The 18,179-nt window shown below is 65.7% G+C and carries 20 protein-coding genes; 13 read left to right on the top strand and 7 right to left on the bottom strand.

What is annotated here, in order from left to right:
* Nucleotides 1-209 precede the first annotated feature (209 nt).
* Nucleotides 210-578, top strand: coding sequence for a YciI family protein (locus FJ418_RS08395; RefSeq protein ID WP_140658202.1), 369 nt, complete (start codon nucleotides 210-212; stop codon nucleotides 576-578).
* 11 nt (nucleotides 579-589) lie between these two features.
* Nucleotides 590-1,837, top strand: a complete 1,248-nt coding sequence (locus FJ418_RS08390) for an RNA polymerase sigma factor (RefSeq protein ID WP_140859421.1) — start codon at nucleotides 590-592, stop codon at nucleotides 1,835-1,837.
* A gap of 217 nt (nucleotides 1,838-2,054) precedes the next feature.
* Here FJ418_RS08390 and cysK read toward each other — a convergent pair whose 3' ends face one another.
* The 5 genes from cysK to hrcA form a co-directional block, all read right to left on the bottom strand.
* Nucleotides 2,055-3,035 carry a cysteine synthase A gene (gene cysK / locus FJ418_RS08380; protein WP_140859420.1) on the bottom strand — a complete coding sequence of 327 codons (981 nt, stop codon included), beginning with the start codon at nucleotides 3,033-3,035 and terminating at the stop codon, nucleotides 2,055-2,057.
* Between the two features lie 189 nt (nucleotides 3,036-3,224).
* Nucleotides 3,225-3,842: a LysE family translocator gene (locus FJ418_RS08375; RefSeq protein ID WP_140645935.1), complete on the bottom strand. Its 618-nt coding sequence runs from the start codon at nucleotides 3,840-3,842 to the stop codon at nucleotides 3,225-3,227.
* A 443-nt stretch (nucleotides 3,843-4,285) separates the two neighbouring features.
* Entirely contained in the window at nucleotides 4,286-5,626 is a 1,341-nt protein-coding gene (locus FJ418_RS08370) for a sorbosone dehydrogenase family protein (protein WP_140864799.1), read from the bottom strand.
* Nucleotides 5,627-5,743: 117 nt separating this feature from the next.
* A complete protein-coding gene (locus tag FJ418_RS08365) occupies nucleotides 5,744-5,941 on the bottom strand; it encodes a hypothetical protein (protein WP_140864797.1) in 198 nt (65 codons plus the stop codon).
* A gap of 71 nt (nucleotides 5,942-6,012) precedes the next feature.
* A complete protein-coding gene (gene hrcA / locus FJ418_RS08360; protein WP_140645938.1) occupies nucleotides 6,013-7,095 on the bottom strand; it encodes a heat-inducible transcriptional repressor HrcA in 1,083 nt (360 codons plus the stop codon).
* A gap of 197 nt (nucleotides 7,096-7,292) precedes the next feature.
* Between hrcA and rph the strand changes: the two genes are divergently transcribed.
* The 5 genes from rph to FJ418_RS08330 all read left to right on the top strand — a co-directional run bounded on the left by rph (nucleotide 7,293) and on the right by FJ418_RS08330 (nucleotide 10,796).
* Nucleotides 7,293-8,009, top strand: a complete 717-nt coding sequence (gene rph, locus FJ418_RS08355; protein WP_140658214.1) for a ribonuclease PH — start codon at nucleotides 7,293-7,295, stop codon at nucleotides 8,007-8,009.
* A 193-nt stretch (nucleotides 8,010-8,202) separates the two neighbouring features.
* On the top strand, nucleotides 8,203-8,613 hold the full coding sequence (locus FJ418_RS08345) for a VOC family protein (protein ID WP_140864795.1): 411 nt from the start codon (nucleotides 8,203-8,205) through the stop codon (nucleotides 8,611-8,613).
* Entirely contained in the window at nucleotides 8,613-9,290 is a 678-nt protein-coding gene (rdgB, locus tag FJ418_RS08340; RefSeq protein WP_140864793.1) for an RdgB/HAM1 family non-canonical purine NTP pyrophosphatase, read from the top strand. Before FJ418_RS08345 ends, rdgB begins: the two co-directional genes overlap by 1 nt.
* Entirely contained in the window at nucleotides 9,287-10,459 is a 1,173-nt protein-coding gene (hemW, locus tag FJ418_RS08335; protein ID WP_140864791.1) for a radical SAM family heme chaperone HemW, read from the top strand. Before rdgB ends, hemW begins: the two co-directional genes overlap by 4 nt.
* A gap of 4 nt (nucleotides 10,460-10,463) precedes the next feature.
* A complete protein-coding gene (locus FJ418_RS08330) occupies nucleotides 10,464-10,796 on the top strand; it encodes a low molecular weight protein tyrosine phosphatase family protein (RefSeq protein ID WP_140864789.1) in 333 nt (110 codons plus the stop codon).
* Nucleotides 10,797-11,007: 211 nt separating this feature from the next.
* Here the strand turns inward: FJ418_RS08330 and FJ418_RS08325 are convergent, their stop codons facing one another.
* On the bottom strand, nucleotides 11,008-11,196 hold the full coding sequence (locus tag FJ418_RS08325; RefSeq protein ID WP_095767932.1) for a hypothetical protein: 189 nt from the start codon (nucleotides 11,194-11,196) through the stop codon (nucleotides 11,008-11,010).
* Between the two features lie 214 nt (nucleotides 11,197-11,410).
* On the opposite strand from FJ418_RS08325, the gene rsmI reads away from it, so the two are divergent.
* The gene (gene rsmI, locus FJ418_RS08320; RefSeq protein ID WP_181166869.1) at nucleotides 11,411-12,301 is read left to right on the top strand and encodes a 16S rRNA (cytidine(1402)-2'-O)-methyltransferase; all 891 of its coding nucleotides are present in this window, start codon (nucleotides 11,411-11,413) and stop codon (nucleotides 12,299-12,301) included.
* A 51-nt stretch (nucleotides 12,302-12,352) separates the two neighbouring features.
* On the top strand, nucleotides 12,353-12,730 hold the full coding sequence (locus tag FJ418_RS08315; protein ID WP_140864787.1) for a YraN family protein: 378 nt from the start codon (nucleotides 12,353-12,355) through the stop codon (nucleotides 12,728-12,730).
* A gap of 256 nt (nucleotides 12,731-12,986) precedes the next feature.
* Here FJ418_RS08315 and FJ418_RS08310 read toward each other — a convergent pair whose 3' ends face one another.
* Nucleotides 12,987-13,793, bottom strand: coding sequence for an undecaprenyl-diphosphate phosphatase (locus FJ418_RS08310; protein ID WP_140864785.1), 807 nt, complete (start codon nucleotides 13,791-13,793; stop codon nucleotides 12,987-12,989).
* Between the two features lie 213 nt (nucleotides 13,794-14,006).
* On the opposite strand from FJ418_RS08310, the gene FJ418_RS08305 reads away from it, so the two are divergent.
* From FJ418_RS08305 to mepA, 4 genes are all read left to right on the top strand, one after another.
* The gene (locus FJ418_RS08305) at nucleotides 14,007-14,699 is read left to right on the top strand and encodes a glutathione S-transferase family protein (RefSeq protein WP_140645947.1); all 693 of its coding nucleotides are present in this window, start codon (nucleotides 14,007-14,009) and stop codon (nucleotides 14,697-14,699) included.
* Complete coding sequence (queG, locus tag FJ418_RS08300) at nucleotides 14,680-15,831, top strand: tRNA epoxyqueuosine(34) reductase QueG (protein ID WP_140864783.1); 1,152 nt, start codon at nucleotides 14,680-14,682, stop codon at nucleotides 15,829-15,831. Before FJ418_RS08305 ends, queG begins: the two co-directional genes overlap by 20 nt.
* A gap of 13 nt (nucleotides 15,832-15,844) precedes the next feature.
* Nucleotides 15,845-16,747, top strand: coding sequence for an SDR family oxidoreductase (locus FJ418_RS08295; RefSeq protein WP_140864781.1), 903 nt, complete (start codon nucleotides 15,845-15,847; stop codon nucleotides 16,745-16,747).
* Between the two features lie 256 nt (nucleotides 16,748-17,003).
* A complete protein-coding gene (mepA, locus tag FJ418_RS08290) occupies nucleotides 17,004-18,083 on the top strand; it encodes a penicillin-insensitive murein endopeptidase (RefSeq protein ID WP_140864779.1) in 1,080 nt (359 codons plus the stop codon).
* The last annotated feature ends 96 nt before the right edge of the window (nucleotides 18,084-18,179 follow it).

The following is an 18,179-nucleotide window of genomic DNA, read 5'->3' as shown; positions in this document are numbered from 1 at the left end:
CTGCTTGACCATGATCTTTTCCAAAAACCGGAATCCACTTTTCGGGATCATGGTCTAGACGAATGGTTGAGTGGCGGCGAAAAGCGCCGGCTTGCGCTCGCCTGCTTTGGGGACGAAAAGATTTTCGAGGCGCCTGTCGAAATCGGCCGCGGCCGCACGACATAGGTCGGCACGCGACGATGCGGCCTTCAACAAAACCGGAGAAGACCATGCGATACATGCTTTTGATCTACAATGACGAAGCCGCGATGGCGAATGCGCCAAAAGAGCAGACCCAGCAGACCCTCGCCGCCTACGGCGCCTATACCGAGGCGCTGAAGAAATCCGGCGCTTATATCGCCGGCGAGCGGCTGCGCCCGACCCAGGCGGCCACCGCGGTGCGGCTGGCGAACGGCAAGACCAACGTGCTCGACGGCCCCTATGCCGACACCAAGGAGCAGTTGGCGGGTTTCTACATGATCGAGGCGGCCGACATCGACACGGCCATCGAGTGGGGCGCGCGTTGCCCCGCGTCCAGCAGCGGCACGGTCGAGGTGCGGCCGATCTGGGAAATGGCCGAGTACATAGCCGCCGCATAGCGAACCCTGTGATGGATGATCGCTCCGAGATCGCGCGGGCGGCGGCCGAGGCGGCCGCCCGGCGCAGCTACGGCAAGCTGGTGGCCTGGCTCGCGGCCCGCACGCGCGACGTCGCCGGCGCCGAGGACGCGCTGGCCGACGCCTTCGCGGCCGCGCTCGAACGCTGGCCGCGAACCGGCGTCCCGGCCCAGCCGGAAGCCTGGCTGCTCGCGGTGGCGCGCCGGCGCGACGTGGACGCGGTGCGGCGGCGGCTGACCGGCGAGGCGGCCCGCGATCATCTGCAGCTGATGGCCGAGGAAATGGAGGCGCGCATGCGCGGCGAGGAGCTGCCCGACGACCGGCTGCGGCTGATGTTTGCCTGCGCCCATCCGGCGATCGAGGCCAGCGTGCGCGCGCCGCTGATCCTGCAGACGATCCTCGGTTTCGACGCCGCGACGATCGCCTCGGCCTTCCTGGTTTCGCCGGCGACGATGGGACAGCGGCTGGTGCGGGCCAAGGTGCGCATCCGCGAAACCGGGATTCCGTTTCGCGTGCCGGAGCAGGCGGAGCTGGGCGAGCGGCTGGGCGCTGTGCTGGAGGCGATCTACGCCACTTTCGCCGAAGGCTGGTCGGACCCGACCGGCACCGATAGCCGGCGGCGCAACCTCGCCACCGAAGGCATCTGGCTCGGTCGGCTGGTCGCCTCGCTGATGCCGGACGAGCCGGAAGCGCTCGGGCTGCTGGCGCTGATGCTGTTCGCCGAGGCGCGCCGCTCGGCGAGGCGCGGCCCGGAAGGCGATTTCGTGCCTTTGGCCGAGCAGGATATCGCGCTCTGGGACGACGGCCTGATCGACGAGGCGGAAGCCTTGCTGGTGCGCGCCGCGCAAAGGAGCATAATCGGCCGCTACCAGCTCGAGGCCGCCGTGCAGTCCGCCCATACGGCGCGCCGGCGCGGCGGCGGCACGGACTGGACGGCGATCCGCCAGCTTTACGAAGCGCTGCAGGCCGTGGCCGGCTCGCCGGTGGTGGCGATCAACCGCGCGGTGGCGATCGCCGAAACCGAGGGTGCGACGGCTGGATTGGCGGCGCTTTACGTGCTTGGCGAGGACAAGCGGCTGCAGGACTACCAGCCCTATTGGGCCGCTCGCGCCGGGCTGTTGGCCAGGCTCGGCAACATCAAGCAGGCGGCCCAGTCCTACGACCGGGCGATCGGCCTCGAGCGCGACCCGGCGCTGCGGCGTTTCCTGCAGGGCGAGAAGGCGAAGCTTGTTGGGGGTTAGGCAATCTGTTGAGGCCGGAGGGACAGCGCCCCCCTCTGTCCTGCCGGACATCTCCCCCACGAGGGGGGAGATTGGCCGCCACGCCGGCTTTCGCCAATCTCCGACGTTGTAAAATCGAACCAGGCGCCGAAGCTGCTAATCTCCCCCCATGTGGGGGAGATGCCCGGCAGGGCAGAGGGGGGCGCGAAGGATCTCGGCGCTGGGGCTTTTGCGCGCCCTAAGCCCCCAGCCCGTCGAACAGGATGGTCGAGAGATAGCGCTCGGCGAAGGAGGGGATGACGACGACGAGGTTCTTGCCCTTGTTCTCCGGCCGCGAACCGACGACGATGGCCGCCTGGAGTGCTGCGCCCGACGAGATGCCGACCGGCACGCCTTCGAGGCGGGCGACGAGACGGGCATTGGCGACCGAATCCTCGTTCGAAACCCTGACGACCTCGTCATAGATCGAGGTGTCGAGGATTTTCGGGGCGAAGCCGGCGCCGATGCCCTGGATCTTGTGCGGACCGGGCTGGCCGCCCGACAGCACCGGCGAGGCCTCCGGCTCGACCGCCACGACCTGCAGCGAAGGCTTGCGCTTCTTCAGCACCTGGCCGACACCGGTGATGGTGCCGCCGGTGCCGATGGCGGAAACGAAAATGTCGACTTCGCCATTGGTGTCGTTCCAGATTTCCTCGGCCGTGGTGCGGCGGTGGATTTCAGGATTGGCCGGATTCTCGAATTGCTGCGGGATGATGGCGTTGGGCAGTGTGGCGGCGAGCTCGTCGGCCTTGGCGATGGCGCCCTTCATGCCTTTCGGGCCTTCGGTCAGCACCAGCTCCGCGCCGAGCAGCGCCAGCATCTTGCGGCGCTCGACCGACATGGTCTCCGGCATGGTCAGGATCAGCTTGTAGCCCTTGGCGGCGGCGGCGAAGGCGAGCGCGATGCCGGTGTTGCCGGAGGTCGGCTCGATCAGGGTGGTCTTGCCGGGCGCGATCTTGCCAGCCTCCTCCAGCGCCTCGATCATGGCGACGCCGATGCGGTCCTTGACCGAAGCGATCGGGTTGAAGAATTCGAGCTTGGCCATGAGATTGGCGACGATGCCCTTCTCCCTGGCGAACTTGTCCAGCCTGACCAGCGGCGTGTCGCCAATCGTCTCCGTGATCGAATTGAAGACGCGGCCGCGGCCGGGCACGCGCGCGGAGGTGATGGGCTTGTTCATTGGTTCGCTCCCAAGGCAATGGCACAGGCAAAAACAGAATAGGGCTTTCAGCCGCGCAAGATAGGCCGGCGACCGAAAATATCCGAGTGGGGCGGTTGCTCAAAAGCGCCCACGACCGGAAAAGCATTTTCCGCCGCGGCGGGTTTCAGGAATGGTTTGGCTGAATCCGGGACGGGTTGAGATTGGAGCCTACTGCCTCGCCGCGATAGCCGCGGCCGCGCCCATCATGAAGCCGGCGGCGGTGCGGTTCAGAACCTTCAGCGCGCGCGGCGATTTCAGGAACCAGCGCGCCTTGGCGGCCAACGCCAGGTAAGGCACCAGCACCACGAACAGCACCGCCACGGTGAGCATCGCAAGGATGGCGTAGTCGGCGAGCGTGATCGTCTTCAGGTCGACGATGGTCGGCGTGATGGCGAGATAGAAGATCATCGTCTTGGGATTGCCGAGCGTCACCGTCAGCCCGGCGATGAAGCTCGACACGAGACCGCCCTTGGCCTTCCGCGCCTCGACGGTCTCGGGCGTGATGCCGCTGGTCCAGAAGCGCCAGGCGAGGAAGGCGAGATAGGCGACGCCGGCCCATTTGATGGCGAGGAAGACCATGCCGAAGGTCTGGGCGACGAAAGCAAGCCCGAGCACCACGGCGGTGAGATAGGTGAGGTCGCCGAGCATCAGGCCGAACGACATGGCGAGCGACGAACGGAAGCCGGAGCCGAGTGCGCGGGCGACAAGCGCCGTGACGCCCGGGCCGGGAATGGCGGCGGCGACGCCGAGGGCGGCGCTGTAAGCGAGGAATCCGGTGAGTGTCATGGTTCTGGCCTGGCCGTAGGATCTATGTCGAAGCCGGGCTTCTATCATTACACCGGGTCGATGGTAATTCCCTCACGGCGGGATTCGTTGCGCCAGCTCGGCCGGAGCTGGTTTTCCCAGCACGAGGAATTGACCGATCCCTTATACCTGCGTTGGTGGAGTGGCATGCCTCGAAGATTGGCCGAAACGCCCACCCAGTCGTCATCCACGGGCGGAGCAAGGAGCGAAGCGACGCGCACAGACCCGAGGATCCATTCCGGGACTTCTGAGCGCTGCTGCGGTGCAGAATTCTGCTCCGCTGCATTCCTTGATCAGGGTCACGGAATGGATTCCAGGGTCTCCGCGACGGAGCTGCGCTCCTGCTTCGCCCTGGAATGACGAGGTTGGGAGGCCTCCGCCAATTCCAACGTTTGCACTGACCCTAAAAACCCTCCGTGGAGGAGCTACCCACCATAGGTAACACGCCAGATCGTCCCGTTGCCGTCCTCGGTGAGGATCAGCGCGCCGTCCCTGGCCACGGCGACGCCGACCGGCCGGCCCCAGACCGCGTCGTCGGAAATGACGAAGCCGGTGGCGAAGTCCTCGTATTCGCCGGTCGGCTTGCCGTCCTTGAATTTCAGCCGCACCACCTTGTAGCCGGTGCGGACGTTGCGGTTCCACGAGCCGTGCAGCGCGACGAAGGCATCGCCCTTGTAGTCAGCCGGGAAATTGCCGCCGTCGTAGAAGGCGATGTTGAGCGGCGCCGAATGCGCCTGCATCAGCACATCCGGAACCGTGACCTTGCCGGCGAGGTCGGGGCGCGCGCCCTTGTGGCGCGGGTCCTCGTTGTCACCGATGTAATACCAGGGCCAGCCATAGAAGGCCCCGTCCTTCACGGCGGTCGCGTATTCGAAGGGGATGTTGTCGCCAAGCTCGTCGCTCTCGTTGACGACGCACCAGAGCGCGCCCGTCGCCGGCTGCACGGTCATGCCGGAGCAGTTGCGCAGGCCGGTGGCGACGGTCCTGCGGTTGTTGCCGTCGGGATCGAAGGCCAGCACGTCGGCGCGGCCCTGTTCAGGACCCCAGGCCTCGCCCAGCGGCTGCGATCTCGCCCACGCCTCGACACCGCCCCTCGGCTTTGCGCCCATGTCCTCGGCGATGTTGGAGCCCGAGCCGACCGACAGATAGAGCGTCTTGCCGTCGGGCGAGAAGGCGATGTCGCGCGTCCAGTGATGACTGGCGGGGATCTTTGCGACGATGGTCTCCGGCTTGCCGGACGCCTCGAGGTCGCCGTCGCGATAGGCAAAGCGGACGACGCTGTTGCTGTTGGCGACATAGACCCATTGCGGCTTGTCGCCCGGCGGATAGAAGGCGATGCCGTAAGGCCGGGCCAGGCCCTTGGCGAAGACCGATTTTTGCGCGGGCTTCGCGCCGCCTTCCGCAAGGCGATAGACGCGGACCTGGTTCGCCCGGCTGTCGGCGACGAAGAGGTCGCCGTTCGGCGCCACGCGCACGACGCGCGGACTGTCGATACCGGAAGCGACCAGCTCGGCGGAGAAGCCGGGCGGAAGTTTTGGCTTGGCACCTTCGGGGCGATCGATGACGCCGCCGCCGTTCGAGGCGGACTCCGTCACATCGGGTTTCGGCAAATCCTCAGGTTTCAGCAGCCGGCGCACGCCCGGGCGGTCGGCCTTCCAATCGCCGAAGGCCTTTTCACCGCTGAGCAGGGGTTGATCGGCCTGCTGCGCAAAGGCGCCGGTGGCAAAGACCAGCGCGAGGCCCGCAAGGCCGGCGATCCGCATCATGGCTGTCCTCCGTCGTCTGCCAGCGCGCCTCAATCGATCAAGCGCCCAGAGCCAGGACATATTGGGCAAACGATCGAAAAGAGAAGCTTGCGCACGCGGATTTGACGGGCCTCGGGCTCAGGCCTCCTCGGCATCCAGATCGTCGTCGAGGCGCTTTTCCAACTCGACGAGGTCCGCCGGCAAGGGCAGACCCATTGCGCGCATCTCCCGCAATTTCTCGCGCAGCTGCTCCTGGATCTCGTGCTCGTCCCCGGGCTGGTTCACCATCTCCTCAAGCAGCAGGCTGATCTGGGCCTTGAGCGATTCCAGCGCCATGTTTTTCTCCTTTGCACCCTCAGGTGTGTCGAGATTCAGGTCAGGCCGACATCACCAGTATACCGATACACCTAGCGCAGCATCCGTGAAATCAGCTGCGCGGTGTAATCGACCATCGGCACGATGCGGGCGTAGTTCAGGCGGGTCGGGCCGATGACGCCAAGCGCGCCGATGACGCGGGCGTCCTTGTCGCGATAGGGCGCAACGACCAGCGACGAGCCGGACAGCGAAAACAGCTTGTTCTCCGAGCCGATGAAGATGCGCACGCCAGGTCCTTCCTCGGCGAGGTCGAGCAGCTGCAGCAGCCCGTCCTGCGTCTCCAGATCCTCGAACAGATGACGCAGGAGCTCAAGATCGGCCTGGGCGGTGACGTTTTCCAGGAGGTTGGCGCGGCCGCGCACGATGAGGCGCGCCGGCAGGCCGCTCTCGGCGCCGGCCCAGACCGCCAGCCCCTTCTCGACCAGATCCTGCGACAGCGTGTCGAGCGCCGTCCTGGTCTCGTCCTTGATGCGGGCGATCTCGACGCGCGCCTCGGCAAGCGTGCGGCCCCTGATATGGGCGTTGAGGAAGTTCGAGGCCTCGTGCAGCTGCGAGACGGTGATGCCGGCCGGCAGGTCGACGACGCGGTTCTCGACATCGCCGTTCTGCGACACCAGCACGGCAAGCGCCTTGGTGGGCTCGAGCTGGATGAATTCGATGTGCTTCAGCGCCACCTCGTTCTTGGAGGCGAGCACGAGGCCGGCGCCGCGCGACATGCCGGACAGCATCTGGCTGGCCTCGGTCAGCATATGCTCCAGCGTCGCGCCAGAGCCGGAGGCGCGCACCTGCGCCTCGATGACGCGGCGCTCGTCGTCGGAAAGGTCGCCGAGCTCCATGAAGGCGTCGACGAAAAAGCGCAGGCCGGTCTGGGTCGGCAGCCGCCCGGCGGAAATATGCGGCGCGTAGATCAGGCCCAGATGCTCGAGATCGCTCATGACGTTGCGGATGGTGGCGGGCGACAGCGAGGAGGGCAGGATGCGCGACAGGCTGCGCGAGCCGACCGGCTCGCCGTCGCGCAGATAGGAATCGACAATCCGCCGGAAGATATCGCGCGAGCGCATGTCGAGTGATTGAAGTACCGGCGACTGCGACGTCGGATCGACTGGTTTGTTCATTCCGGCGAGAAACCTCCTTCCGAAAGATATAGACTTAAGCCACAGCGGCGCAACCCGGTGCCGCGTTTGCGGTCACGGCGCCGCGTTTGCGGTCGCCCGGCCCGTTTTCCCGCGCGGCGTCCTTTTCCTTTGCGACTTGCCCCGCATGCGTCTACAAGCCGGCCACGATTCCGCAAAACCACAAGAAAGAAGGCCGAATGCGCCCCTCCAAACGCCAAGCCGACGAAATGCGCGCCATCTCCTTCGAGCGCGGCGTGTCCAAGCATGCCGAAGGCTCGTGCCTGGTGAAGTTCGGCGACACGCATGTGCTGTGCACGGCGAGCCTGGAGGAAAAAGTGCCGTCCTGGATGCGCAATTCCGGCAAGGGCTGGGTGACGGCCGAATACGGCATGCTGCCGCGCTCGACCGGCGAGCGCATGCGGCGCGAGGCCTCCGCCGGCAAGCAGGGCGGCCGCACGCTCGAGATCCAGCGGCTGATCGGCCGTTCGCTGCGCGCCGTGGTCGACCTGCAGGCGCTGGGCGAGCAGCAGATCACCGTCGACTGCGACGTCATCCAGGCCGACGGCGGCACACGCACCGCCTCGATCACCGGCGGTTGGGTGGCGCTCTATGATTGCCTGCGCTGGATGGAAGCGCGCCAGATGGTGAGCGTCTCCAAGGTGCTGAAGGACCATGTCGCGGCGATTTCCTGCGGCATCCATGACGGCCAGCCGGTCATCGATCTCGATTACCTCGAGGATTCCTCGGCCGGCACCGACGCCAATTTCGTCATGACGGGCAAAGGCGGCATCGTCGAGATCCAGGGTACGGCGGAAGGCGAGCCGTTTTCCGAGGAGCAGTTCGCGGCGCTGATGGGGCTGGCGAAGAAGGGTATCTCGCGGTTGGTGAGCTTGCAGCAGATGGCGGTGGCCTGACGTTGAATGCGATGAGGTCGGCGATACTTCACACCCCCCTCTGGCCTGCCGGCCATCTCCCCCGCAAGGGGGGAGATCAGGTGTTGTCTCGGCCTTCGCCAATCTCCAACACTGAAAGGTTTGCGGCGGCGCCGAAGCTGCTGATCTCCCCCCTTGCGGGGGAGATGGCCGGCAGGCCAGAGGGGGGTGCCTCGTGACTCCCTCGGCAATTTTGGAATCGGCGCTCTATGTGACGGATCTCAATGCCGCCGAAGCCTTCTACCGCGACATCATCGGCCTCGAGGCCTTGGGCAAGATCGAAGGCCGCCACGTCTTTTTCCGCTGCGGCAACGGCGTATTGCTTCTCTTCAACGCGGAGGCGACGAAAATCCCGCCGGCGCCCGACGCCAGGCTGAAGGTGCCGCCGCACGGCACGGCCGGCGAAGGGCACCTCTGCTTCGCCGCGACCGCCGATGAGATCGCCGCATGGCGCAGTCATCTCGCGGCCAGGAACATCGCCATCGAAAGCGATTTCGAGTGGCCGCAGGGCGGGCATTCGATCTATATCCGCGACCCGTCGGGCAATTCGATCGAGTTCGCCGAGCCAAGGATCTGGGGTCTTTGATGCATTCCCTCAATGGAAAGAAGATCGTCGTCGCCAGCCACAATCAAGGCAAGCTGCGCGAATTCGCCGACCTGATGGCGCCGTTTGGCTTCGAGGCGAAATCGGCCAAGGAATACGGCCTGCCCGAACCTGACGAGACCGGCACCACCTTCGAGGAGAACGCCTATATCAAGGCATACGCAGCCGCCAAGGCCACCGGCCTGCCGGCGCTGTCGGACGATTCAGGGCTGTGCGTCGACGCGCTCGACGGCGCGCCGGGGGTCTACACCGCCAACTGGGCCGAGAAGCCCGATGGCAGCCGGGATTTCGGCATGGCCATGCAAAAGACGGAAACGGCGCTGCAGGAAGCCCGCGCGACCGAGCCCGTCCAGCGCACCGGCCGCTTCGTCGCCGTCATCTGCCTGGCATTTCCGGACGGCGAAGCCGAATATTATCGCGGCGAGGCGGAAGGCACGCTTGTTTGGCCGCCGCGCGGCACGCTCGGCTTCGGCTACGATCCGGTGTTCCTGCCCAACGGTTTCGACAAGACCTTCGGCGAGATGAGCGCGCAGGAAAAGCATGGCTGGAAGCCCGGCCAGGCCACGGCGCTGTCGCACCGCGCCCGCGCCTTCCAGAAATTCGCGCAAGCACGCCTGGATTTGGCGCGCCTTGATCTGGCGCGACCAGGATCGGCATGAGCGCGGTCACCATACCGCTCGACCGGAGCCCCGGCTTCGGCGTCTATATCCACTGGCCGTTCTGCGCGGCCAAGTGCCCTTATTGCGACTTCAACAGCCATGTCCGCCACCAGCCGGTCGACCAGGAGCGTTTTGCCCGCGCCTTCGAGACGGAGCTTGCGACCATGCGCGACCGCACCGGCCCGCGCGAGGTGACCAGCATTTTTCTCGGCGGCGGCACGCCGTCGCTGATGAAGCCGGAAACCGTCGCGGCGGTGCTGGAGGCGGTGGCCAGGAACTGGACGATGCCAGCCGGCATCGAGGTGACCCTGGAAGCCAACCCGTCCTCGGTCGAGGCCGAGCGCTTCCGCGGCTACCGCGCCGCCGGCGTCAACCGCGTCTCGCTGGGCGTGCAGGCGCTGAACGACAAGGATTTGCGCTTCCTTGGCCGGCTGCACAATGTCGAGGAGGCGCTGCACGCCATCGGCCTGGCGCGTGAGATCTTTCCACGTCTGTCCTTCGACCTGATCTACGCGCGGCCCGGCCAGACGCCGGAGGCGTGGGGAGCGGAGCTGGAGCAGGCGATTGGCTATGCCGTCGACCACCTGTCGCTCTATCAGCTGACCATCGAGGAGGGCACGCCCTTCCACGCGCTTTACGCGGCACGCAAATTCACGCTGCCCGACAATGACCATGCCGCCGACCTCTACGCGCTGACGCAGGAGTTGACGGCGGCGCATGGCCTGCCGGCCTATGAGATTTCCAACCACGCCCGACCGGGCGCCGAGAGCCGGCACAATCTGACCTATTGGCGCTACGGCGAATATGTCGGCGTCGGGCCGGGCGCGCATGGCCGCTTCGTCGAGAACGGCCGCCGCACGGTGACGATAGCGGAAAGAATGCCGGAGACCTGGGCCAATCTGGTCGAGGCCAGAGGGCACGGCGACACCGGCGGCGAGATTTTGACGCGTTCCGAAGAGGCGGACGAGTTCCTGCTGATGGGCCTAAGGCTCGCCGAAGGCATCGACCTGCAGCGCTACGAGGCGCTCGCCGGGCGCGGTCTTTCGAGCGCGCGGCTCTCGGTGCTGCAGGAGGAGGGACTGGTGGCGCCGGTCGGCAACGCTCGCCTGCGCGCCACGACCGCCGGCATGATCGTGCTGGATGCGGTGGTGGCGGATCTGGCACGGTAGCTTCTTGAAGAAAATCCTCTTCGTCTGCAGCCAGAACCGGCTGCGCAGTCCGACGGCCGAGCAGGTGTTTTCCAAACGCCGCGACATCGAGGTCGAATCGGCCGGCACCAATCACGACGCCGACAACCCGCTGACGCATGAGATGGTCGCCTGGGCCGACATCATCTTCGTGATGGAGAAGGCGCACCGCGCCAAGCTACAGAAGAAATTCCGGTCGAGTCTGAAGGGCGCCAGGGTGATCTGCCTCGACATTCCGGACGATTACGACTTCATGGATCCGGAGCTGGTGCGGTTGCTGGAAGTGAGGGTCGGCAGGCATCTCTGCAGGCATCTCTGAGGATGTGGCGCTTCCCGGCGCGTTCGTCATTCTCGGGCTTGACCCGAGAATCCATGCCGTGACCAACGCGCAGGACGCTGCGGAACAGAATTCTGCACCGCTGGCGGAACGTCTATGTAACGGCATGGATTCCAGGGTCTGCGCGCGTCGCTTCGCTCCTTGCTCCGCCCTGGAATGACGAGGCGCGAGGTCGCAAAGGTTGCCAGTTAGTTCAAGCGTCGTGCTTCTGGCGGTGCTTGCCGCGGTGCTTCTCGCCATGCGCCTCGCCGTGACGGACAGGCTTCTGGTCGGCCTTGTCGCGGCGCGCGCCGGACTCGGCGGCGATGGGGTGTGGAGGGATGCCCTCGCGGGCAGTCTTGCTTTCAAGTCGGCTGATAAAAATATCGAAGCGATTGGGCATCGTTCGGTCCTGCCTCCTCCCGGGGAATCAGGGGTTAAATTCGCCGATGTGGGTTTCGTTCCGCACTGTGGCAAAGGCAAGGCGATTTCGTTGCGTCGACCTCACGTTTTGCAACGGGGCGTCAGCCATGCGAAACAGACTTGGTTCTTTCGCAATTCCGGACGGAAAACCGCGACGCACTTTTCCTGGAATTGCTCGGAATGAGGGGCATTCGGTGACCGGCGACAAACGCAGCTATCTGATCGGGCAAAGCGAGATCGCGGCGCGGGCGCTTCAGCCGGCGCTCTATCTGGTGGCGACGCCGATCGGCAACCTGGCCGACATCACGCTGCGCGCGCTGGAGACGCTGGCCAGCGCCGACATCGTCGCCTGCGAGGACACGCGCGTCTCGCGCGTGCTGCTGGAGCGCTACGGCATCCGTCGCCGCACCACCGCCTATCACGAGCACAATGCGAGCGAGGCGGGGCCGAAGCTGATCGAGGCGCTGGCGGCCGGGCAGAGTGTGGCGCTGATTTCGGACGCCGGCACGCCTTTGGTCTCCGATCCCGGCTACCGGCTGGTCGGCGAAGCGCTGGAACAAGGTATTCGTGTGGTGCCGATCCCCGGGCCTTCGGCGGCGCTCGCGGCCCTGACCGCTTCCGGCCTGCCATCCGATGCCTTCCTGTTCGCCGGTTTCCTGCCGGTGAAGACCGGGCAACGGCTGACCAAGCTCGAAACGTTCAAGGCGGTGCCGGCGACGCTGATCTTCTTCGAATCGCCGCGGCGGCTGGCGGAGACGCTTGGCGCCATGGTGGAGGCGCTCGGCGGCGGACGCAAAGCCGCCATCGGCCGCGAGCTGACCAAGACGTTCGAGGAGATGCGCACCGGCACGCTGGCCGAGCTGGCCGACCACTATGCCGCGGCCGACACGCCGAAGGGCGAGATCGTCGTCTGCGTCGGCCCGCCGGAGGCGGCGGTGGACCAGCCGGCCGACATCGACCGGCTCCTGCTCTCGCTTGCCGCCGAAATGCCGGCCTCGAAGGCCGCGGCCGAAGCGGCGAAAATGACCGGCGGGCAGAAGCAGGCGCTCTACCGGCGGCTGCTGGAGCTGAGGGACAGACCATGATCCCAAAAAGTGGAACCCGGTTTTTGGAAAAGATCATGGTCAAACAAAGAGATGCCTGAGCGCACGGCCGGTCATCGCCGAAAAGCCTATCGGCGCGGGCATCGCGGCGAATGGCTGGCGGCGCTGGCGCTGATGCTGAAAGGCTACCGCATCCTTGCCCGCCGCCACCGCACCAGGCTCGGCGAGATCGACCTGATCGCCAGGCGCGGCGACCTCGTGCTGTTCATCGAGGTCAAGGCGCGCCGCACGCTGATCGAGGCGATGGAAGCGATCGGCCATGAATCGGAGCGGCGGATCGAGGGCGCCGCGGATCTTTGGCTGTCGCGCCAGCCGGATTACGGAAAGCTTTCGATGCGTTTCGACATGGTGGCGGTGCTGCCCTGGCGTTGGCCGGTGCATGTCGAGAACGCGTTTTATGGACGGAATTGATCCCCTTCGTTCGTCATCCTAGGGTGGAGCAGTCGCGAAGCGACGTCGCGGAAACCCTAGGATCCGTGCCGTGACCTAGACGCGCTGCCACCGTGCAGAATCTGGATCAAAGAGCGTCACGTCTAACGAAAGCTATTCGCGACCGCCGCGTTCTACGGTCCGCGTCACGGCATGGATCCTCGGGTCTGCGCGCGTCGCTTCGCTCCTTGCTCCGCCCGTGGATGACGAAGGCGTTTGGTGCGCCGCCTTAGTGTAATCACCCCCAAACCATCAGCGCCACCAACCCGACGATACCGACCACCAGCCGCCACCAGCCGAACAGCGAATAGCCGTTGCGCGAGACGTAGTCGAGCAGGAAGCGCACCACGATCAGCGCGGTGACGAAGGCGGCGATGAAGCCGACGGCGATGATCGGCAGGTCGGTCGAGGTCAGCACGTTGCGGTTCTTGAAAAGGTCGAAGGCGAAGGCGCCGACCATGGTGGGCATGGCGAGGAAGAAGGAGAATTCGGCCGCCGCCCGCTTGTCGACGCCCATCAGCAGCGCGCCGACGATGGTCGAGCCGGAGCGCGAGGTGCCGGGGATCAGCGACAGGCACTGGAACAGGCCGATCTTCAGATAAAGGCTGGTCGGAAAGAGCTCGACGTCGTGATGGACCGGCTTGAAGTTGATGCGGTCGACGACGAGCAGCACGACGCCGCCGATGATCAGCATGATGCAGATCAGCTGCGGCGATTCGAACAATATGGTCTTGATGAAATCATGCGCCAGCGCGCCGATGACCGCCGCCGGCAGGAAGGCGATCAGGATGCCGATGACGAAATGCCGGGTCTGCGGATCGCTGGGCAGTTTGATCAGCATCTGCCAGAGCTTGCTGAAATAGACGCTGAGGATCGCCAGGATCGCGCCGAGCTGGATCAGGATCTCGAAGGCCTTGCCGGTGGAATGGAAGCCGAGGAAATGGCCGGCAAGCAGGATGTGGCCGGTCGACGACACCGGAATGAACTCGGTCAGGCCCTCCAAAAGCCCGAGCAGCAGCGCTTCGACGATGGTCTGGCTTTCCATGGCAACCTCTGATCTCGGATGACGGCTAGAGCACGACGCCTAAAAGTGTGAAGCGGTTTTCGGACGACATCATGCTCCAAGGGAAGGGCTTGCTTGTCATGGGGCGGAAGTGTCCCTATAGGTCGCAACACCCATGACAGCCCCAGGAATCGGGCGGCCAAGACTTACCGGCGCGGCCGGCCAATTGCCAGTGCGCCTTTTCATCGCGGAACCATGCTGACGCTTTTCCATCATCCCATGTTCGCCACCTGCCGCTTCGCGCGCCTCGCCTTCGGCGAGTATGGCGAGGAACTGGCGCTGATCGAGGAAAAGCCGTGGACGCGGCGCAAGGAGTTTTTGGCGCTGAACCCGGCCGGCACGCTGCCGATCCTGCTTGCCGAAGGCGACGTGCCGATCGTCGGCGCCATGGTGATCGCCGAATATCTCGACGAGACGCGCGGCGTCTTGAAGCGCGACAAGCGGCTGTTCGCCGAGGACCCGATGCAGCGCGCCGAGATCCGCCGGCTGACCGACTGGTATCTGAGCAAGGCCGAAAGCGAAGTGACGCGGCATCTGGTGCGCGAGCGGGTGCTGAAGCCGGTCATGCCGGAAACCGCCGGCGGCGGCTCGCCGGACTCGGCGGCGATCCGCGCCGCGCGCGCCAACATCCGCCAGCACATGAAATACACCAACTGGCTGGCCGGCACGCGCCATTGGCTGGCCGGCAACAAGGTGACCTATGCCGACCTCGCGGCGGCGGCGACGCTTTCGGTGCTCGATTATCTCGGCGAGATCGACTGGCGCGAGCATGCCGCCGCGCGCGAATGGTACACGCGGGTGAAATCGCGGCCGTCGTTCCGGCCACTGCTTTCCGACCGGGTGCGTGGCTTGTCGCCGGTGTCGCATTATGCGGACCTCGATTTCTGAGAGCCTGCGCGCGCTGATCGACGCCGAGGCGCGCCGCGCCGGCTTCGAGGCGGTCGCCGTGACCCGGCCGGACGCGATCCCGCTGGCGCCGGCGAGACTCGCCGAATTCGTATCCGACGGTTTCCACGGCTCGATGGAGTGGATCGCCGAGACGGTTCAGCGGCGGGCCGAGCCCTCGACGCTGTGGCCGGAGGTGCGCTCGATCATCGTGCTGGCGATGAATTACGGCCCGGACCGCGATCCGCGTGATATCCTCGCGAAGTCCGACCGCGGCGCGATCTCGGTCTATGCGCAAAACCGCGACTACCACGACGTGATGAAGGGCCGGCTGAAGGAGATCGCCGGCAAGATCGTCGCGCGCGCCGGCGGCGACGTAAAAGTGTTCGTCGATACCGCGCCTGTCATGGAAAAACCGCTGGCGGAAGCCGCCGGGCTCGGCTGGCAGGGCAAGCACACCAATCTGGTCAGCCGCGCGCATGGCTCGTGGCTGTTCCTCGGCACCATCTTCACCACCGCAGAGCTTGAACCGGACCAGGCCGAGATCGACCATTGCGGCTCCTGCCGCGCCTGCCTCGACGCCTGCCCTACCGACGCGTTCCCGGCGCCTTACCGGCTCGATGCGCGGCGCTGCATCTCCTACCTGACCATCGAGAACAAGGGGCCGATCCCGCGTGAATTCCGCGACAAGATCGGCAACCGCATCTATGGCTGCGACGACTGCCTGGCCGCCTGTCCATGGAACAAATTCGCCAGCGCCGCTTCGGAGGCCAAGCTTGCCGCGCGCGCCGATCTGCGCGAGCCGAAGCTGTCGGAACTGTTGCTTCTCGACGACGCGGGCTTCCGGTCATTCTTCTCGGGCTCGCCCATCAAGCGCATCGGCCGCGACCGTTTCATCCGCAACGTGCTGATCGCCGCCGGCAATTCGGGCGATGCATCGCTAACGCCCATTGTGCGCCGCCTGCTCGACGATGCCTCGCCGCTGGTGCGGGGTGCGGCAATCTGGGCCCTGTCGCGATTGCTGTCCGATCGCGAATTTGGCGACCTCGCCGCCACGGCCTCGAAGACCGAGACGGATGCGACGGTCCGCGAGGAATGGCTGGCGGCTTTGGCAAATCCGGCGAAGGCCGACTGAAGGGGGTTCATCGATGAGCGAAAGACGCTTCTTCATCTTCGGCGCCGGCTATTCGGCCAAGGCTTTCGCGCGGGCCAACGCGTACCGCGCGCCGGTCTTTGGCACGACCCGGGCGCCGGAAAAGTTCGAGGCGCTGCGGTCGGCCGGCATCGAGCCGCTGCGCTTCGACGGCGCGCTGTCGCCCGAGCTCGGCGATGCGCTTGCACAGACCACGCATCTCATCGTCTCGGTCGGCCCCGACGACGCCGGCGACCCGGTGCTCAACGCCACCGGCGAGACGATCCGGGCAAAGATGCCGGCGCTCGAATGGATCGGCTATCTCTCGACCGTCGGCGTCTATGGCGACCATGGCGGCGCCTGGGTCGACGAGACCAGCGCTTGCCGCCCGGTGTCGAGGCGCTCGGTGATGCGGGTGGCGGCCGAACAGGAATGGCTGACGCTTGGCCGGGAGATCGGCAAACCGGTGGCGATCCTTCGGCTTTCCGGCATCTACGGACCGGGCCGCAACGCGCTGGCCAATCTCGAGGACGGCACGGCGCGGCGGCTGGTCAAGCCGGACCAGGTGTTCAACCGCATCCATTGCGACGATATCGCCGGCGCGCTTTGGCTTCTGGCTGAAAACAATCTCGGCGGCATCTTCAACGTCACTGATGACGAGCCGGCGCCGCCGCAGGATGTCGTCGCCTATGCCGCCAGGCTGATGGGCGTCCCGCCGCCGCCGGAAATTCCCTTCGAGACCGCCCAACTTTCGCCCATGGCGCGGTCTTTCTATGGCGAGAACAAGCGCGTCGCGAATCAGGCGATCAAGGCGGCCGGCTATCGCTTCCGGTTTCCGAACTATCGGGTGGCGCTGGAGCGGATGTGGGCCGAGGGCAACTGGCGTAACGGAGCGCCGCGCAGCCCGATCAGAGCATGATCCCGAAAAGTGGGAACCGGTTTTCGGAAAAGATCATGCTCCAACAAAGAGTTAGATCAGGATGACGATTCAACGAACGTCATCCTGATTTTGAGGATGATGCCGAAAAGTGTGAAACGGGTTTTCGGACGACATCATCCTTCTTTGATTCAGAGCCGCATGATCGATGCGGGACGCGCGACGTGGTACGATTCGTTCCTGATCGGGTTCGCCTGACCGGGCGGCAATGGATAGACTGGAGAGGGACCCCAGCCTGATGAATTTGCGATCGCTGCCTGACCGCAAACCGTTCCTGACCGCCGCGCTGGCGCTGGTGGCCCTGGCCGCGCTGGCGGCTGTCGCCATTTCAGCCGAACCCCGCGCGAAGGACCTGTTCGGCGCCCGGAAACTGCCGGCCGTGGCACCCGCGCAATCCTTCGGCTTCTACTCCAAGGGCTGCTTCACCGGCGGCGTGGCGCTGCCGATGGACGGGCCGACCTGGGAAGTGATGCGCCCGTCGCGCAACCGCCGCTGGGGCCATCCGGCGATGATCGCGCTGATCGAGAAGCTTTCGCGCGACGCGGTAGCCGATGGCTGGCCGGGGCTTCTGGTCGGCGACGTCTCGCAACCACGCGGCGGACCGATGATGACCGGCCATGCCTCGCACCAGATCGGTCTCGACGCCGACATATGGCTGACGCCGATGCCAACGCGGCCGCTGACCATCGCGCAGCGCGAATCGATGAGCGCGACGCTGATGGTCGACGACAAGACGCATCTGGTGAAGGACGCGCTGTGGACGCCGGCGCATACGCGGCTTTTGAAGCGCGCGGCGAGCTATCCGGAGGTCGAGCGCATCCTGGTCAATGCCGGCATCAAGAAGAAGCTCTGCGACACCGTCACCGGCGACCGCTCCTGGCTGCGCAAGATCCGGCCATTCTGGGGCCATGACTATCATTTCCACATGCGCATCGGCTGCCAGCCGGGCTCGCCTTTCTGCAAGGCGCAGGAGACGACGCTGGAGGACGATGGCTGCGGCAAGCCGCTGGCCTGGTGGTTCACCGAGGAGCCGTGGCGGCCGAACAAAAATCCGGACGCGCCCAAGGCGCGCGACGTGATGACGATGGCCAATCTGCCGAAGCAATGCCAGGACGTGGTCAATGCGCCGGACGCGCCTTCGCTGGAGGCGGTGACCTATCATGGCGGCGGCGCAGCGGTCGCCGTGGCCGAGCCGCAGCCGACCGAGCCGGCGGAGATGATCTCCAGCGGCAACACCTCGGTTCCGTCGGCGGCAAGCGCCTTCGCGCCGACGCCCAAGATCGGCATCCCGTTGCCGCGCCCACGGCCGGGGAACTAGTGGCACTGCACAGGGATTTTGACCGGTCGGCTCTGTTTGCGTTGGCAGGTGGCATGCGTTGGAGATTGGCCTAAACGCCCATCGCGATCGTCATTC

Source organism: Mesorhizobium sp. B2-8-3, assembly GCF_006440815.1.
GTDB lineage: Bacteria > Pseudomonadota > Alphaproteobacteria > Rhizobiales > Rhizobiaceae > Mesorhizobium.
Note: the sequence above shows the minus strand (reverse complement) of the source record. Positions and strands in the feature narration are given on the sequence as shown.

What these genes read in the sequence shown, in the direction of transcription:
- FJ418_RS08395 (WP_140658202.1), top strand. Translation starts at nt 210, where the DNA reads ATGCGATACATGCTTTTGATCTACAATGACGAAGCCGCGATGGCGAAT.
- FJ418_RS08390 (WP_140859421.1), top strand. Translation starts at nt 590, where the DNA reads ATGGATGATCGCTCCGAGATCGCGCGGGCGGCGGCCGAGGCGGCCGCC.
- cysK (WP_140859420.1), bottom strand. Translation starts at nt 3,035, where the DNA reads ATGAACAAGCCCATCACCTCCGCGCGCGTGCCCGGCCGCGGCCGCGTC.
- FJ418_RS08375 (WP_140645935.1), bottom strand. Translation starts at nt 3,842, where the DNA reads ATGACACTCACCGGATTCCTCGCTTACAGCGCCGCCCTCGGCGTCGCC.
- FJ418_RS08370 (WP_140864799.1), bottom strand. Translation starts at nt 5,626, where the DNA reads ATGATGCGGATCGCCGGCCTTGCGGGCCTCGCGCTGGTCTTTGCCACC.
- FJ418_RS08365 (WP_140864797.1), bottom strand. Translation starts at nt 5,941, where the DNA reads ATGGCGCTGGAATCGCTCAAGGCCCAGATCAGCCTGCTGCTTGAGGAG.
- hrcA (WP_140645938.1), bottom strand. Translation starts at nt 7,095, where the DNA reads ATGAACAAACCAGTCGATCCGACGTCGCAGTCGCCGGTACTTCAATCA.
- rph (WP_140658214.1), top strand. Translation starts at nt 7,293, where the DNA reads ATGCGCCCCTCCAAACGCCAAGCCGACGAAATGCGCGCCATCTCCTTC.
- rdgB (WP_140864793.1), top strand. Translation starts at nt 8,613, where the DNA reads ATGCATTCCCTCAATGGAAAGAAGATCGTCGTCGCCAGCCACAATCAA.
- hemW (WP_140864791.1), top strand. Translation starts at nt 9,287, where the DNA reads ATGAGCGCGGTCACCATACCGCTCGACCGGAGCCCCGGCTTCGGCGTC.
- FJ418_RS08325 (WP_095767932.1), bottom strand. Translation starts at nt 11,196, where the DNA reads ATGCCCAATCGCTTCGATATTTTTATCAGCCGACTTGAAAGCAAGACT.
- FJ418_RS08315 (WP_140864787.1), top strand. Translation starts at nt 12,353, where the DNA reads ATGCCTGAGCGCACGGCCGGTCATCGCCGAAAAGCCTATCGGCGCGGG.
- FJ418_RS08310 (WP_140864785.1), bottom strand. Translation starts at nt 13,793, where the DNA reads ATGGAAAGCCAGACCATCGTCGAAGCGCTGCTGCTCGGGCTTTTGGAG.
- FJ418_RS08305 (WP_140645947.1), top strand. Translation starts at nt 14,007, where the DNA reads ATGCTGACGCTTTTCCATCATCCCATGTTCGCCACCTGCCGCTTCGCG.
- queG (WP_140864783.1), top strand. Translation starts at nt 14,680, where the DNA reads ATGCGGACCTCGATTTCTGAGAGCCTGCGCGCGCTGATCGACGCCGAG.
- FJ418_RS08295 (WP_140864781.1), top strand. Translation starts at nt 15,845, where the DNA reads ATGAGCGAAAGACGCTTCTTCATCTTCGGCGCCGGCTATTCGGCCAAG.
- mepA (WP_140864779.1), top strand. Translation starts at nt 17,004, where the DNA reads ATGAATTTGCGATCGCTGCCTGACCGCAAACCGTTCCTGACCGCCGCG.